At 72.5% G+C, this 15,572-nt stretch carries 14 protein-coding genes; 7 read left to right on the top strand and 7 right to left on the bottom strand.

Annotated features, from left to right (window positions below; all coding sequences use genetic code 11):
• Positions 1 to 110 precede the first annotated feature (110 nt).
• Positions 111 to 1,952, top strand: a complete 1,842-nt coding sequence (asnB, locus tag AB0D93_RS27225) for an asparagine synthase (glutamine-hydrolyzing) (RefSeq protein ID WP_362124248.1) — start codon at positions 111 to 113, stop codon at positions 1,950 to 1,952.
• Here the strand turns inward: asnB and AB0D93_RS27220 are convergent.
• Both AB0D93_RS27220 and AB0D93_RS27215 read right to left on the bottom strand, forming a co-directional pair.
• Positions 1,945 to 2,469, bottom strand: a complete 525-nt coding sequence (locus tag AB0D93_RS27220; protein ID WP_362124246.1) for a DUF4232 domain-containing protein — start codon at positions 2,467 to 2,469, stop codon at positions 1,945 to 1,947. The genes asnB and AB0D93_RS27220 overlap by 8 nt on opposite strands.
• Before the next feature lie 128 nt (positions 2,470 to 2,597).
• Positions 2,598 to 4,202, bottom strand: coding sequence for an alpha/beta hydrolase (locus AB0D93_RS27215; RefSeq protein ID WP_362124243.1), 1,605 nt, complete (start codon positions 4,200 to 4,202; stop codon positions 2,598 to 2,600).
• Positions 4,203 to 4,474: 272 nt separating this feature from the next.
• On the opposite strand from AB0D93_RS27215, the gene AB0D93_RS27210 reads away from it, so the two are divergent.
• From AB0D93_RS27210 to AB0D93_RS27200, 3 genes are all read left to right on the top strand, one after another.
• The gene (locus tag AB0D93_RS27210) at positions 4,475 to 5,149 is read left to right on the top strand and encodes a chaplin (protein ID WP_362124240.1); all 675 of its coding nucleotides are present in this window, start codon (positions 4,475 to 4,477) and stop codon (positions 5,147 to 5,149) included.
• Positions 5,150 to 5,240: 91 nt separating this feature from the next.
• The gene (locus AB0D93_RS27205) at positions 5,241 to 5,762 is read left to right on the top strand and encodes a hypothetical protein (RefSeq protein ID WP_362124237.1); all 522 of its coding nucleotides are present in this window, start codon (positions 5,241 to 5,243) and stop codon (positions 5,760 to 5,762) included.
• Positions 5,759 to 6,613 carry a GNAT family N-acetyltransferase gene (locus AB0D93_RS27200; protein WP_362124234.1) on the top strand — a complete coding sequence of 285 codons (855 nt, stop codon included), beginning with the start codon at positions 5,759 to 5,761 and terminating at the stop codon, positions 6,611 to 6,613. The genes AB0D93_RS27205 and AB0D93_RS27200 overlap by 4 nt, the downstream gene beginning before the upstream one ends.
• Here AB0D93_RS27200 and AB0D93_RS27195 read toward each other — a convergent pair.
• Both AB0D93_RS27195 and AB0D93_RS27190 read right to left on the bottom strand, forming a co-directional pair.
• Complete coding sequence (locus AB0D93_RS27195) at positions 6,610 to 7,032, bottom strand: nucleoside deaminase (protein WP_362124231.1); 423 nt, start codon at positions 7,030 to 7,032, stop codon at positions 6,610 to 6,612. The two genes, AB0D93_RS27200 and AB0D93_RS27195, sit on opposite strands and share 4 nt — an antisense overlap.
• A complete protein-coding gene (locus AB0D93_RS27190; protein ID WP_362124228.1) occupies positions 7,016 to 8,314 on the bottom strand; it encodes an MFS transporter in 1,299 nt (432 codons plus the stop codon). The genes AB0D93_RS27195 and AB0D93_RS27190 overlap by 17 nt, the downstream gene beginning before the upstream one ends.
• 60 nt (positions 8,315 to 8,374) lie before the next feature.
• Here AB0D93_RS27190 and AB0D93_RS27185 point away from each other — a divergent pair, with 60 nt between their 5' ends.
• Together AB0D93_RS27185 and AB0D93_RS27180 are read left to right on the top strand one after the other, a co-directional pair.
• Positions 8,375 to 8,752, top strand: a complete 378-nt coding sequence (locus tag AB0D93_RS27185; RefSeq protein ID WP_362124225.1) for a MerR family transcriptional regulator — start codon at positions 8,375 to 8,377, stop codon at positions 8,750 to 8,752.
• 41 nt (positions 8,753 to 8,793) lie between these two features.
• Positions 8,794 to 9,570, top strand: coding sequence for a GNAT family N-acetyltransferase (locus AB0D93_RS27180; RefSeq protein ID WP_362124222.1), 777 nt, complete (start codon positions 8,794 to 8,796; stop codon positions 9,568 to 9,570).
• A gap of 8 nt (positions 9,571 to 9,578) precedes the next feature.
• On the opposite strand, the gene AB0D93_RS27175 is transcribed toward AB0D93_RS27180, so the two are convergent.
• Positions 9,579 to 9,842 carry a GlsB/YeaQ/YmgE family stress response membrane protein gene (locus AB0D93_RS27175; RefSeq protein ID WP_362124220.1) on the bottom strand — a complete coding sequence of 88 codons (264 nt, stop codon included), beginning with the start codon at positions 9,840 to 9,842 and terminating at the stop codon, positions 9,579 to 9,581.
• 211 nt (positions 9,843 to 10,053) lie between these two features.
• Between AB0D93_RS27175 and AB0D93_RS27170 the strand changes: the two genes are divergently transcribed.
• Entirely contained in the window at positions 10,054 to 11,511 is a 1,458-nt protein-coding gene (locus AB0D93_RS27170) for a hydrolase (RefSeq protein ID WP_362124217.1), read from the top strand.
• On the opposite strand, the gene AB0D93_RS27165 is transcribed toward AB0D93_RS27170, so the two are convergent.
• Both AB0D93_RS27165 and AB0D93_RS27160 read right to left on the bottom strand, forming a co-directional pair.
• On the bottom strand, positions 11,498 to 14,275 hold the full coding sequence (locus tag AB0D93_RS27165) for an exo-beta-D-glucosaminidase (protein ID WP_362124214.1): 2,778 nt from the start codon (positions 14,273 to 14,275) through the stop codon (positions 11,498 to 11,500). The two genes, AB0D93_RS27170 and AB0D93_RS27165, sit on opposite strands and share 14 nt — an antisense overlap.
• Before the next feature lie 105 nt (positions 14,276 to 14,380).
• The gene (locus AB0D93_RS27160; RefSeq protein ID WP_362124211.1) at positions 14,381 to 15,565 is read right to left on the bottom strand and encodes an ROK family transcriptional regulator; all 1,185 of its coding nucleotides are present in this window, start codon (positions 15,563 to 15,565) and stop codon (positions 14,381 to 14,383) included.
• Positions 15,566 to 15,572: the final 7 nt, after the last annotated feature.

The raw sequence follows: 15,572 nt of genomic DNA, 5'->3' as shown, positions 1-15,572 counted from the left end.
CGTCGTATAGGTGCTCGATACAACTGGTTTGCCGTCGGGTCCCCTGGCTCACTCGGGAACGCCCAGGTGAGCGCGGGGGTCGGCGGTGAGCCGGAGGCAGGAGGCAGCGCATGTGCGGCATCACCGGATGGGTCTCCTTCGACCGTGACCTGACCACGGAGGCCACCACATTGCATGCGATGACCGAGACGATGGCCTGCCGCGGACCGGACGACCGCGGCACCTGGAGCGAGGGCCCGGCCGCCCTGGGCCACCGCCGGCTCGCGATCATCGACCTCCCCGGCGGCCGTCAGCCGATGTCCCTGGACACCCCCGAGGGAACCCTGGCGATGGTGTACTCCGGGGAGGCGTACAACTTCACCGAACTGCGCCGGGAGCTGGAGGGCCGCGGCCACCGCTTCCGTACCGACTCCGACACCGAGGTCGTCCTGCACGGCTACCTCGAATGGGGTGACGCGGTCGCCGAACGGCTCAACGGGATGTACGCGTTCGCCGTGTGGGACGGCCGCCACGACAAGCTCGTGATGATCCGCGACCGCATGGGCATCAAGCCGTTCTACTACTACCCCACCCCCGACGGCGTCCTGTTCGGCTCCGAACCCAAGGCCGTCCTCGCCAACCCGCTGGCCCGCCGCCGCATCACGCTGGACGGGCTGCGGGAACTGCTCGTCATGATCAAGACCCCCGGACACGGGATCTGGGACGGCATGCGCGAGGTCGAGCCCGGCACGGTCGTCACCGTCGACCGCTCCGGCCTGTCCACACGCGTGTACTGGCGCCTTACGACCCGTCCGCACACCGACGACCGCGACACCACCATCGCCACCGTCCGCTCGCTCCTCGACGACATCGTGCGCCGGCAGCTGGTCGCCGACGTGCCGCGCTGCACCCTGCTCTCCGGCGGCCTCGACTCCTCCGCGATGACCGCGATCGCCGCCCGGCAACTCGCCGAGCAGGGCGAGCAGGTGCGCAGCTTCGCCGTCGACTTCGTCGGCCAGGCCGACAACTTCGTCGCGGACGAACTGCGCGGCACCCCCGACACGCCGTTCGTGCACGACGTGGCCAAGCTCGCGGACACCGATCACCAGGACATCGTGCTCGACGCGCAGTCCCTCGCCGACCCGGCCGTGCGCGAGCGGGTGATCCGCGCCCGCGACCTGCCGGCCGGCTTCGGCGACATGGACGCCTCGCTGCTGCTGCTCTTCCGTGCCATCCGTGAGAAGTCGACCGTCGCCCTCTCCGGCGAGTCCGCCGACGAGGTCTTCGGCGGCTACCTGCAGTTCTTCGACGAGGAGGCGCGCCGTGCCGACACCTTCCCCTGGCTCGTCGGCATGAGCCGGCACATGGGCGACGACACCGACGTCCTGCGTGCCGACTTCACCAAGTCCCTGGACCTGGAGGGGTACGTCGCCGACGGCTACCGCACCGCCGTCGCCGGCATCGACCGGCTGGACGGCGAGAGCGACTTCGAGTACCGGATGCGGCAGATGGGCCATCTGCACCTGACCCGCTTCGTGCGCGCCCTGCTCGACCGCAAGGACCGGATGAGCATGGCCGTCGGCCTGGAGGTCCGGGTGCCGTTCTGCGACCACCGGCTCGTCGAGTACGTCTACAACGCCCCGTGGGCGCTGAAGTCCTTCGACGGCCGGGAGAAGAGCCTGCTGCGGGAGGCGGCCGCGGACGTCCTGCCACGCTCGGTGTACGACCGGGTCAAGAGCCCCTACCCGTCCACCCAGGACCCGCAGTACGCCCGGGCCCTCCAGGAGCAGGCCAAGGAGCTGCTCTCCCGGCCCTCCCACCGGGTCTTCGACCTCGTCGACCGCGACCGGCTCCGCCAGGCCGCCGAACGCGAGGCACCGGTCTGCACCCAGGCGGCCCGCCGCGGCCTGGAGCGCACCCTGGACCTCGCGCGGTGGCTGGAGGTGTACGACCCCGAGGTGGTCCTCAGCTGAGGCCGACGGCCCGGTCCGCGGCCGCTCGCGTGGACTGCCACCACGTCGTCACCGGCTCCCAGACCAGGATCCGCTTCCCCGTGCCGAGCCGCGCGGCGGTGAACGAGCGGCCCCGGTGGGCGGCCGAGGCGGCGACGGTCAGGCTGCCCACCCGGCGGGCCTCGGGGTCCGCCGGGTCGCCGACGGTCCTGACGTCGGCGTAGGCGGTCCCGCCCGCCGCCAGCCGGTGGCTGCCGGCGCCTCCCTCCGGCGTCGGCAGCGCGGCACCGTCCAGGTCCCCGAAGGTCACCGTGGGCACGCCGTCGACGAGGCACGCACGGGTGCCGCGGTTGGTGACGCTCATGCGCACCACGGCCGGGTCGCCGGCCACTGCCTCGGCCCGGATCGTCAGAGACTTCTCGGCGCAGCGGAGGGGCCGGGCGTGAGCCGTGGCGGCCTGGCTCTGCGGCGCGGTCAGCAGCAGGACCGCCGTGGCGGCCGAGGCGGCGGGTACGGCGATGGCGGCGCGGATGCGCATGGGTGTCCCCCTGTCGTGGTCACGTACGGAACGTGGCGGCCGAAGCGCGCCTGCCCGGTGTGACGACCGGGAGGGGCGGGCGGTTGTGCCGGATTCGCGGCTGTCACCCGCTTGTGTCCCGGCTGTCGTCAGCCGGTGGCGTTCGAGGTGGCACTCCAGGCGTTGCCGTCCGCCGGGCAGGAGCTGCCGCTCGGCGGCAGGGAGCCGTAGAGCAGGAAGTCGTTGATCTTCTGGTGCACGCACTTGGAGGAGGCGTAGCCCGTGTGTCCGTCGCCCTTGTTGTCGAGCACCACCGCGGAAGACCCGAGCCGGGCGGCCGTCTCCACCGTCCACCGGTACGGCGTCGCCGGGTCGCCGCGCGTGCCCACGAGCAGCATCCTCGCCGAGGGGACGTCCTTCACCCGGTCGCGGATGAAGTCGGTGCCCTTGGGGCGGCCGTAGCACATGAGCAGCTGGGTGAGGCGGTAGCGGCCGAAGACCGGCGAGGCCCGTTCGTACTCGGCCTGCATGCTCTTGAGGTCCCTGGTGAGCTGTGCCGCGTCGGGCCGGTCGGGGTCGTCGGCGCAGTTGATCGCCATCAGCGCGGCTTCGAGGTTGTCCGTGGGGACGTCCTGCGGGTCGACCAGGCCGCCGTTCACGTGGTGCCCGCGCAGCGCCAGAGCGGCGCCCCCGGTGGCGAAGTTCAGCACGCCCCGCGTGTCGCCGTCCTGGACCAGCGAGGCCAGCGCGCGCTCCAGCGAGGGCCACAGCTGCTTGCTGTAGAGGGCCTGTCCGATGGCACCCACCAGGTCCTGTCCGGAGAACGAACCGCCGAAGTCCTTTGGGACCGGGTTGGCGTCCAGCGAGTGCACGAGCCGGACCACCTGGTCCCCGGCCGCACGCCGGTCCTGGCCGAACGGACAGGCGACGTCCGTCGTACACCAGTCCAGGAAATCGTCCAGTGCGGTCTGCTGGCCCTCGGCGCCGGCCACTCCCTGCTCGGACAGGGGTTCGGTCAGGGTGTCCACGCCGTCGAGGGCGAGCCGGCCGACCTTGTGCGGGAACTGCGCCGCGTACACCGCGCCGAGCCGTGTTCCGTAGGAGAAGCCGAGGTAGTTGAGCTTCTCGTCGCCCAGTGCCTGGCGGATGACGTCCAGGTCGCGGGAGGTGTTCACGGTGCCTATGTGAGCCAGCACCGGGCCGGAGTCCCGGGCGCACGCCTCGGCCGCCTTCCGCAACTTCGCGAGCAGCGCCTGCGGATGGCCGGGGTCGACCTCGTCGTCCGTGGCGGACGAGGCCTCGTCGCCGCCCTCGCCGCAGCTGACGGGGGAGGACCGGCCGACGCCGCGCGGGTCGAACGTGACCACGTCGTAGCCATTGGTCAGGTCCATGAAGTCCTTGGCGTCGGTGACCAGTTCGGGCAGGCCCGCGCCTCCCGGGCCGCCGAAGTTGAGCAGCACCGAGCCCTGCTTCTTCCCGGTGGCCTGGTAGCGGGCCAGGGCCACGTCGAGCGTGCCCGCGCGGGGCCGCGCGTAGTCGAGCGGGACGGTGACCTTCGCGCACTGGAGGTCCTTCGGCATGTCGGGGCCCTTGCAGGCGGCCCAGGTCACCTTCTGCCGGTAGAAGCGGGACAGGTCGGGTTGTGGCCGGTCGGCCGCGGCCGCGGGCAGCCCGGCTCCCAGCAGGGCCAGGGCGAGGGCTCCGGTGGTCGCGCAGCGCCGCACGGCGGGCCGCGTGGACGGCTTGGCCAGCATCGATCGCCTCCCGGGACGCCTTTCGCGGACCGGGGACGGCGCCCTCGGATCACCATAAGCGGGGCCCGGACGGCCCGCCTCCGGGCGGGCGGGTTGGCGGCCGGTGTCGTGCGCTTCGCGCCTTTTAATGATCATTAGACGGCTTTACGTGGAGTTCGATATCACTGTCGCCCAAGGGGGTGAAAGACCGAAAAGCCATAACCCGAAATGTTCACCCGCGTTTCAAAGGGTGCGGGTGACCGCCCGCGACGAAGTCTGGAAGGCAGGAACCTATGAGACGGGCTACCCGAAACGGTGTGATCGCCGTCGTCGCCGCCACCGGCGCGATGGCCGTGGCGCTGCCGGTGTCCGCCGCCTTCGCCGCCGACGGTGCCACCGCCGACGGCTCCGCGGCCGACTCGCCGGGACTGATCTCCGGCAATGGCATCCAACTGCCGGTGCATCTGCCGGTGAACGTGTGCGGCAACACCGTGAACGTGGTCGGGCTGCTCAACCCGGCCGCCGGCAACGCGTGCGCGAACCGCGGTGCCGGGAAGAAGGGCGGATCGTCGGCGTCGGGCGGTGCCTCCGCCCACGGCGCCACGAAGGACTCGCCCGGAGTACTCTCCGGCAACGTCATCCAGATCCCCGTCGACCTGCCGGTGAACGTCAGCGGCAACAGCGTCAACCTGGTCGGGATCGGCAACCCTGCCGTGGGCAACCAGTCGGTCAACGACTCCGGGGACGAGCCCAGCACCACGCGCCACCACCCCAGCAGCCCGGCGCCCAAGCCCCCGGCCACCACGAGGCACCGCTCCCACACGCCGGCTCCGGCCGCCGAGCCGCGGACGGCCACGCTGGCCCACACCGGAGCGGACGTCACCGCTCCCGCCGTCGCCAGCAGCGCAGCGCTCCTGCTCACGGGCACGATCCTGTACCGCCGCTTCCGCCCCGGCCGCACCCGCTGACACCCCTCCCCAGGCCCCGCCGGACGTCGGTCCGGCGGGGCCTGGGCGGCCGTGACCCGGGCAGTGGCGCGGAGTGCAGTAGGTTGACCCGGTGACAGACGGCATACGCGCACGGTGGCGGGCGCTGCCACGCCGCGCGCGCTGGACTCTCGCGGCCTACGCCACCGGATTCCTGGAGGGGACCGGCTCCCACGTCCTCGACCTGGCGCGGGGCGGGCTCCACGCCTACGCCGCCTTCGGCCCGCTTCCGTTGCAGGTCTTCTTCCTCGCACTGGTCGTCCTCGACCCCCTGGTCGTCGCCCTGACGCTGTGGGCGCGGCCCGCGGGCGCCTGGCTGGCGGGTGTCGTGGCGACGGCGGACGTCCTCGCCAACTGGTACGTCAACCGGTCCTGGGTGGCGGCGGATCCGGCCGGACTGCTGCGCCCGGTCGGTCTGCTGCCCATCACCGTGTTCGGGATGTTCGTGGGCGCGTCGCTGCTTCCGCTGCTGCGTGCCCTGGACGGCATGCGACCGCGGTGCGCAACGGCCGATCCCGCCGTGGCGCGGCCCCTGTTGATCCGGAAGGATGCGGCACGGCAGTCCGGTCCCGACGGAAATGGAGCGCACCGATGACCTCTGCGGCCCCCCACGACCTCGTCGTCACACAGGCCACCCTCGCCGACTGGCCGGTGATCGCCGGATGGGCGGCGGCGGAGGGCTGGAATCCCGGACTGTCCGACGGGCCCGCGTTCTTCGCCCAGGATCCCGAGGGGTTCTTCCTCGGCCGGATCGACGGGGAGCCGGTGTCGGCCATCTCCGTGGTGAACTACGGCTCGGACTACGCCTTCCTCGGCTGCTACCTCGTCCGCCCCGACCTGCGCGGTCACGGCCACGGCCTCACCACCTGGAAGACGGCCCTCGCCCACGCCGGAGACCGCACCGTCGGCCTGGACGGTGTCGTCGCCCAGCAGGACAACTACCGCCAGTCCGGGTTCGAACTCGCCTACCGCACCATCCGGTTCACCGGCACCGCCCCGCAGGCCGAGACACCCGCCGGCGTCCGTGCGGCCGGTCCCGCCGACCTCGCCGCGATCACCGCCTACGACAGCGCCTGCTGCCCGGCGGACCGTCCGCGCTTCCTCTCCGAGTGGCTCACCGGCCCCGGCCACCGTGCCCTCGTCCGCCACGACGGGGCCCGCCTCACCGGCTACGGCGTGCTGCGCCCCGGTCACGACACCCTGCGTGTCGGCCCCCTCTTCGCGGACACCGCCGACGACGCCCGCGCCCTGTTCGCCGCCCTCACGGCCGACGCCGCCGGACGCGAGGTCGCCATCGACGTGCCCGAGCCGAACGCGGCCGGCGTCGCGCTCGCCGAAGCGGCCGGATTCCGGGCCTCGTTCGAGACCGCCCGCATGTACACCGGGGCGGTCCGCGAGCACGCCCGGGACCGCGTGTTCGGCGTCACCACGCTCGAACTCGGCTAGCTCCTCGGGGGCGTTGCGCCTGGAAGCGGCGGGTGCAGCTCCCGCACCTCCTGGACGGGCAGCGCCCGCAGCGGCGCCCCGGGCGCTGCGCCCGACTCGGCGAGCCGGTCCGCCGGCTGGGCGGACGGAGCGACGTACGCGATCCGGCCGAACCCCACCCGGGCGTGCGTGGCCGCGCACCTCGGGCAGCGCTCGCCGGACGTGCGGCCGGTGGCCGCCGCACGCTCGGCCGGCGCCGGATGCGCGGCCGGCCGGCGGGCCGGTTCGAACGCGGGACGCCGGGTGCGGTCGCCGCCGGCCACCCGGTTGCGGTCCTCGGCCGGCACCCGGTCGCCCGCGGCCACGGACCCGAAGGGCGCGTCCCTGTCCTCCCACTCCGCACCGCCCGGCGGATGCCCCGGCTCAGCGTCCTTCACCATCGATCACCGACCTCCTCGCAGCACGATCTCCGGCAGCGCACGGCACGGCCGTCCGCGCGGGCCCGGCCGGCGCGTTCGTGCGACGGGCACGGACGTGGCGCAGGGGCGGGAAGGCGTACCGGCGGCCCGCCACGACCGTCACCAGGGCCAGCACCACCGGCGGCAGGGCGGTCCACGGCAGGGCTCCGGCGCCGAGCACGTCCAGCGCCACACCGCCGGTGAGCGAGCCGGCCGCGATGCCCGCGTTGTACACGGTCGTCTGCAACGACGTCGCCACATCCGCCTCGGCCGGCCCCGAGGCGTCGACCAGCGCGGTCTGGATCAGCGTCGGCGCCCCGCCGAAGGCCACGCCCCACAGCGCCACGGTGACGACCAGCAGCGGGTGCGCCCGCGCGCCCAGGCCCAGCACCGGCAGCGCCCCGGTGAACAGGACCAGCGCCGCGAGCAGGGTGGTGCGCAGATGCCGGTCGACCAGCACCCCGGTGACCCAGATCCCGCCCACCGTGGCCGCTCCGAACACCGCCAGCAGCAGGCCCGTACGGCCGTACCCGGCACGGCCGGCGAACGGGGCGACGTAGGTGTACATCACCTGGTGCCCCAGCAGCAGGAACAGGGTCACCGACAGCACAGGGCGGATGCCGGGGCGCAGCGCGACGCGGGTGAGCGGCACACGCGCGTGCGCCGGTTCCCCGGGAAGAGCGGGCACCCGCAGCCGTATCCAGCCCACGAGCAGTACGGCGAGCACGGCCGGCGTCCCGAAGGCCGCCCGCCAGCCCACCGCACCGGCCAGCGCGGTACAGGCGGGCACCCCGAGGGACAGGGCCAGGGTGATACCGGCGAGCACGATCGCGATGGCCCGCCCGCGCCGCTCGGCCGGCACCATGCGGGCCGCGTAGCCGACCAGCATCGCCCACAGCGTGCCGCCCGTCGCGCCGGCCAGCAGCCGCGCGGCGAACGTGAGCGGGTACGACGAGGACAGCGCGACCAGCGTGTCGCTGACGGCGAAGCCCAGCAGGGCGCCGCACAGCACCGTGCGCCGTGGCAGCCCGCGCAGGGCCGCGGTGAGCGGGACGGCGGCCAGGAAGGAGGCCGCCGCATACGCGGTGACCAGGAAACCGACGCGGGACTCCGGAACGCCCAGCGGAGGTGCCATGGAGGGCAGCAGGCCGGCCGGCAGCAGTTCCGTCAGGACGGCGGTGAACGCGGCACAGGACAGGGCCAGCAGCCCGGACCACGGCAGCGGAACAGCCTTGACCTGGGAAGACGTGGAAGACGCGGTCATGCGACCATGGTCGGAGTCTGACATCAGTGTGAAGGTCAAGCGCGGACCTGGGAGGCGGCCATGCGGATCGGTGAGCTGTCGCGTCGCACGGGTGTCCCCGCCCGCCTGCTGCGCTACTACGAGGAACAGGACCTACTCCACCCCGGACGCGGTGACAACGGCTACCGCAGCTACCCCGAGTCCGTGGTCGCCGACGTCCAGCAGATCCGCGGACTGCTGGACTCCGGACTGACCACCGAGATGATCCGCGCGATCCTGCCGTACCTCTCCGGCCCCGGCGAGCTCCATCCGCCCGCCGAGTGCGTGACCCCCGAGACCGCCGCCCTGCTCCAGGGGCACATCGACCGCATCCAGGCCCGCATCGACTGCCTGGCCCGCAACCGCGACCGGCTCACCGCCTATCTGGCCGCCGTACGCCCCAAGGCCGCTGAGGGCTAATCCAGTTGCTCCTGGCCGGCCCGCCATGGTCGGCTCGGGGCATGGATCACTCGGCGGTGCTCGCCCTCTACGACCGTGACCTGCGCGAGAACGCGGCCCCCGACGGCCCCGGCGCCCGGATCGAACGCGTGGGCGCGGTGGTCCGTCAGGTCGCGGACGCCGAGGGGTGGAACGGCGTGCTCTGGTCCGGCCTGGACGCGGCGGGTGCGGACCGGGCGATCAAGGACCAGATCGCGTACTTCACCGGACTCGGCCGCGGTTTCGAGTGGAAACTCCACGGCCACGACCGGCCGGGGGATCTCGGCGCCCGGTTGCTCGCCGCCGGATTCCGGGCCGAGCCCGAGGAGACGCTGCTGATCGCCGAGACCGACCGGCTCACCCTGGACGCCGAACCGCCCGCCGGTGTCCGTCTCGTGCGGGCGACCGACGCGGCCGGCGTCGACCTGGTCGTGGACGTCCACGAGAGGGCCTTCGGCACCGACGGCACCCGGCTGCGGCACCGGCTGCTCGCCCGGCTCGCCGCCGACCCCGGCACCGTCGTCGCCGTGGTGGCGCTCGCCGGGGACGAACCCGTCGGCGCCGCCCGGATGGAGTTGGTGCCCGGCACCCGGTTCGCCGGGCTGTGGGGCGGCGGCACCGTCGAGGCCTGGCGGGGCCGGGGCATCTATCGCGCCCTGGTCGCCCACCGCGCCCGCGTCGCCGCCGCCCGGGGCTACCGCTACCTCCAGGTGGACGCCTCACGCATGAGCCGCCCGATCCTGCAGCGCCTCGGCTTCCACGCGCTCAGCACCACGACCCCGTACCTGTACGGGAGTTGACCCCGGGATCAGTGGCGTACCCGGGACCGGTCCAGCGCCGCGATGCCCACCGCGGCCAGGGCGATCTGGATGAACCACTCGATCCAGTCCGGCCCCTTGGTGTCGGCGACGCCGAACCCGGCCGCGATGGCCGAGCCCAGCAGCGCGGCCACGATGCCGACGACGATGGTCCACAGGACGCCTATGTGCTGGCGTCCGGGGACGACCAGGCGTCCCAGGACACCGATGATGAGCCCGATGACAATGGCACTGATGATGCCCGAGATCTCCATGTCCACCCCTTTTGGTGTTGCCTCCCGCTCCCCGTCTGCCCGCTGTGGGCGGAGCCACTCCACCCCGGTTGGTGCGGCGGCTGTCTGTTCATCGGACCTTCATGCCATGTACCTTTCAACCAATCGACGCGTGTAGAACTCTCAAGCGGGCTCTACGCGCGCAGAATTGGCGCCGCACCGCCTCTCCCCACCCCTCATGGAGGTTCGTCGGATGCTCGGATCCCGGAGATCCCGCCGCAGACTCACCACCGCCCTGGCCGGCTTCGGGCTGCTCGTCACCGGAGCCGCCCTCCAGGTCGGCAGCGGCACCGCCGCCCACGCGGCGACCACGCACCGCGTCCTGTTCGACAACGCGCACGCCGAGACGGCCGGAAACGCCGACTGGATCATCTCCACCAGCCAGCCCGACCCGCTCGGCCAGGACTCCTCCCCGTCCGCGGAGACCGACTGGACCGGCGCCCTGTCCTCCTGGGGCGTGGCGCTGCAGAAGACCGGCGACTACAGCCTGAAGACACTGCCGTCGGGTTCCAGCCTCAGCTACGGCGGCTCGTCCTCGACCGACCTGTCGAACTTCGACACGCTGGTCCTGCCGGAACCCAACACGCTGTTCACGAGCGCCGAGAAGACGGCGATCATGAACTTCGTGAAGAACGGCGGCGGGCTGTTCATGGTCTCCGACCACACCGGCTCCGACCGCAACAACGACGGCGCCGACGCGGTCAAGATCCTCAACGACCTGATGACGAACAACAGCGTCGACTCCACCGACCCGTTCGGCTTCTCGATCGACTCGCTGAACATCAGCTCCGACCACCCGGCGGCGATCAGCGACAGCACCGACCCGGTGCTGCACGGATCCTTCGGCACCGTCACCAAGAGCCTGATCGCCAACGGCACCACCGCCACGCTCAAGCCGTCGGACAACCCGAACGTCAAGGGCCTGCTCTACCGCACCGGTTACTCCGGCAACACCGGCGCCTTCTTCCTCACCAGCACCTTCGGCAGCGGCCGCGTCGCGTTCTGGGGCGACAGCTCCCCGATCGACGACGGCACCGGCCAGTCCGGGAACACCCTGTACGACGGCTGGAACGACTCCAGTGCCACCAACGCCGCCCTGGCCCTCAACGCCACCGCCTGGCTGGCCGGTTCGGGCACCAGCAGCGGCGGTGGAGGCGGGGGCGGCGGCACCGGCACCTGCACCGCGGCCCAGCTCCTCGGCAACAACGGCTTCGAGTCCGGCAACACCGTGTGGAGCGGGTCCAGCGGGGTCATCACCAACTCCACCGGTGAGTCGGCCCGTTCCGGCTCGTACTACGCCTGGCTCGACGGCTACGGCACCGCCACGACCGACACCCTCTCCCAGTCGGTGAGCATCCCCTCGGGCTGCTCGTCGGCGAGGCTCACCTTCTACCTGCACATCGACACCGCCGAGACCTCGACCAGCACGGCCTACGACACCCTCAAGGTGCAGGTGCTCAACAGCTCCGGCACCGTGCTGGGCACCCTGGCCACCTACTCGAACCTCAACGCGGCCTCCGGCTACACCCAGCGCAGCTTCGACCTCAGCAGCTACGCCGGGCAGACCGTCACGCTGAAGTTCACCGGTACCGAAGGCTCCCAGTACCAGACGTCGTTCGTCGTGGACGACACCGCGCTCAACGTGAGCTGAACCGGCCGGGGGTGGGCCCCGCCGGTCCACCCCCGCCGTGCCGTGCCGCCGGCACCGTCCGCTCCGGCGTGTTCCAGCCGGACACCCGCACGCCCGGGGCCGAGCCGTGCAGCTCCTTTGTGCGGTAGGTCGCGGTCAGCGTCACCGACTCGCCCGGCCACAGGCTCACGTCGTCGTCCGACCAGCGCACCGGCAGCACCGGGGTCCCCTGCGCGTCCACGAGGTGGACGTCCGTCAGCAGCGCCGGGGTCCGGCCGCTCCCGGCGTTGCGCAGGGTGACGGTCGTCGTCGACGTGCCATGCGACGACCGTGTGGTCGCCGTCGCCGCCACCGGCACCCGTGCCATCGAGGCCAGCCCCTCGAGGTCGGCGTAGCTCGTCGTCGGCGTGTAGTACCAGGTGGTGGCGTTCCAGTCGAGGGTGTCGGGCCGGGTGGAGAGCCAGTACACGTTCCGGCTCACCTCCCTGCCGTCCGCGTCCGTCAGGACCAGGCGGAGCAGATACGTCGTCGACAGCCCGTTCACCGAGGACGGCAGGGTGAGGGCGGTGCCGTGCGCCCCGTCCCCGGCCACCGTCAGCCCGGTCACGCTCCTGTCGTACTTCTGCGTGCCGTCGGGGTTGAACAGCGTGGCCCGGGCGGTGAGTCCACTCGCCGAGGCGTGCCGGTGGTTGACGACGACGACCGAGCGGTTGTCGTACGAGTACTGGACGTGCAGGGGCTCGTTCGCCTTCTTGGCCCCGAAATAGGCGCCGCCCTGATCGAGGTAGCGGTCCGTCAGCTGCCAGTGCAGGGAGGTCCAGCCGCTGTTGAACATCCAGTGGATCACTCCGGTCGAGGGGGCGGCCGGGTCGGTGGCGTTGCGCTCGTACGCCTCGAACTGGGCGCGCACGTTCTCGTACTGGGCCAGCTGGGCCTTGCGTACGTAGTCGGCGAGGCCGGTGGGGGCGCCGTAGCGGCCGGTGAGGGCGGCGTCGTAGATCCTGAGCGTGCCGAAGACGGAGGACGGCGAGCGGTGGTACTGGCGGGCGTTCGGGTCCTTCCAGAGCGTGTCCAGTTCGGCCGGGGTCAGCATCCGGCGCAGGGTGTCGAGGGTGGGGATGCTCGGGCCCGCGCTGGTCTCGGAGTTGAAGCCGGTGGCCCCGCCCTCCCGTTTGGCGTACCAGTAGGCGGGCGGCACCCAGTCGTACGGACCGGTCATCTTCATGCCCGAACTCCCCAGTCGTGGCGAGGAGTTGTCCGAGGCGGCACTGACCACCGGATCGGGCCAGTCCGCGGCCTTCAGGGCGTCCAGGTACATCTTCTCGATCCTCGCGTCGGGCGCGAAGTCGCTGCCGATCAGGAAGGAGATCACGCTCGGGTGGTCGCGCAGCCGGGCCGCCTCGGCGGCCATGGAGGCCCTCGCCACCGGATAGTCGGCGGCGGTCCACGGCTCGCCGGGTTCGTCGGCGCCGTTGACGTTGCCCTCCCACTTGTCGCAGCACTCCCAGCCCGGCAGCGTGAGAATGCCGTACCGGTCGGCCAGGCCGAAGAACTCGTCGGGCTCCAGGTGCCCTTCCAGCCGGATGGTGTTCAGGCCCAGGTCCAACGCGTACTTCAGCCGGTCCTCGACATAAGTGCGGTCCCAGCGCAGGAACTCGTCGGGCGACCAGCCGCCGCCCTTGATCAGCAACCTGCGGCCGTTGATCCGGTACTGGCGCGCGCCGCCCGCGTCCAGCGGCGCCCGGACGTCGCGGATGCCGAAGCTCTCGTGCGCCGTGTCGGACGTCGTACCGGCGACGGACGCGGTGAGGTCCAGGTCGTACAGCGGCTGTCCGCCCATTCCGGCCGGCCACCACACCCTCGGTGAGGTGAGACGCAGGCCCGGGGTGTCGGTGGGGGAGAAGGTGACGGTCCTCGCCTCGTGCGCGGCGAGCCGCACCCGCCGGGTGAAGGCGGTCGCGCCGATGCGTCCGGTGACCTCGGCGGTGACCGCGCTGCCGGTGTCGTTGCGGGCTACGGCCTTCACCGTCAGGTCGGCGGAGGCGAGCGACGGCACGGCCAGTTCGGTGACGACATGCGCGTCGCGCAGCGCCACCGGTCCGCCCCTGCGCACCAGGACGTCCCGGACGATGCCCATGTTCCGGTCGGGTGGTGGCTGGAGCCAGTCGATCCAGCCCATGGTGAGGTCCTCGGCCGGGTCGTTGGGCCGGACGCGGAAGGCGACCGTGTTGGTGCCGGACCTGACGAGCGAGGTGATGTCCAGCTCGTGGTGCGTGTAGGCGCCGGTGACGTCGGCGGCCGTCGCCACCTGATGGCCGTTCACATGGACGTCGGCCGCCGAGATCACCCCGCTGAAGTCGAGGAAGGTGCGCCGGGAGGTGTCCTCGACGGTGAAGTCGGAGCGGTACCACCAGGGCACCCGGAAGTCGGCCGCCGGGATCTTCTGCTGGTTGGCGGAGAAGAACGGGTCGGCGTACACACCGTCGGCGAGCAACGCGGCCAGGACCGTGGAGCGGGGCCCCGCCGGATACCAGCCGTGTGCCGGGTAGCCGGGGGAGGAGACGGCGGCCGGGGAGTCGCTCACCTTCGCGGAGGACTGGACGGCGTAACCGGCGAGCGGGGTCGCGGTGCCGGCCGCGGCGGGCACACGGGTGGTCCGGGGGTGCCCGTGCGGTGGTCCCGGGTGCCCGGCGCCGGCCCAGGCGCCGCTGGTCAGCGAGCCGAGCAGGCCCAGGACCAGCGCGGTGATGGCGTACCGGCAGCCGGGGGCGGGGCGACGGAACACGGCGGCCTCCAGCCTTGTAAAGTTAGGAAACTTTACTAATCTGGTTCAAGCTAGGGCGCCGCCCCGGTCGTGTCAATGACCCCGGGCGGCCGCGCCGTTGGGGTGTCAGGTTCCGGCCGCCCTGCGCTCGAAGACCAGGTCCCGGGCCGTGTCCAGTGCCGTGGCCACCGCTCCGAGCAGGACGGCGTCCTCGCCGAGCCGGCTGGGCGCGATGCGCGGGCGCAGCGGGGTGAGGGCGCGCACCTGTTCCCGGACCGGCCGCAGCAGCAGGTCCACACTGTGGCCGAGACCGCCGCCGAGCACCACGAGGTCCGGGTCGAGCACGGCGGCGGCCGCCGCCACGGTGTGCGCGATCCGCTCGCCCTCCAGCTCCACCGCCCGCAGCGCGGCCGGACTGCCCTGCCGGGCCGCGTCGAAGACCGCCTTCGCCGTGAGCTGCCCGCTCATCCCGAACTCCCGGGCGGCCTCCACCACGGCCACCCCGGACACCGCGTCCTCCAGCCGCTCCGGCTTCTGCCGGCCCGGCCAGGGCAGGAAGCCGATCTCGCCGGCGAGTCCGTGCGCGCCCGTGAAGAGCCGTCCCTCGCTGACCACGCCCATGCCGAGCCCGGTGCCGATCAGGATGTACGCGAAGAGCCGGCTGCCGGTGCCGACGCCGTACGTGTACTCGCCGAGCGCCGCCAGGTTCGCGTCGTTGTGCACCTCCAGCGGTACGCCGAGCTCCTCGGCCATCCGGTCGACCAGCCCCGCGCGCCCCCAGCCCGGCAGGTGCATCGCGTACCGCACCCGGCGCTGCTTCTCGTCGTACACGCCGGGCGTGCCGACCACGCCGTGCACCACCTCGGCCGGATCCACGCCCGAGTTGGCGATGACCTGGCGTGCGGTGCCCACGACGAGGCCGGTCAGCGCGGCGGAGGCGCGGGCCCGGTTGCGCACGTCCGTGCGGGCGACGACCGTGCCGTCCAGATCGACCACCGCCACGCGCAGCCAGCCCCGGCCGATGTCCACGCCGAGCGCGTACCCGGCGGCCGGGTCGGGGGCGTAGAGCACGGCGGTGCGCCCGCGCTCCGGGGCGTGGGTGCCGACCTCGTGCACCAGGCCGGCCGTCTCCAGGGAGGCCAGTGCGCTGGAGACGGTCGGCTTCGACAGTCCCGTCTCCCGTGCCAGTTGGGCGCGCGACGCGGCGCCGTGGGTGCGCAGCCGGTCCAGCAGGAGCCGCTCGTTGGTGCTGCGCAGCCGTCGGCGGCTCCAGGGCTGTTCCTGCTGCTCCATGACTTCGCTGGCGGCCATCGCACCA

Origin of the sequence: Streptomyces sp. NPDC048191, assembly GCF_040652655.1 — a bacterium.
Lineage (GTDB): Bacteria > Actinomycetota > Actinomycetes > Streptomycetales > Streptomycetaceae > Streptomyces.
Note: the sequence above shows the minus strand (reverse complement) of the source record. Positions and strands in the feature narration are given on the sequence as shown.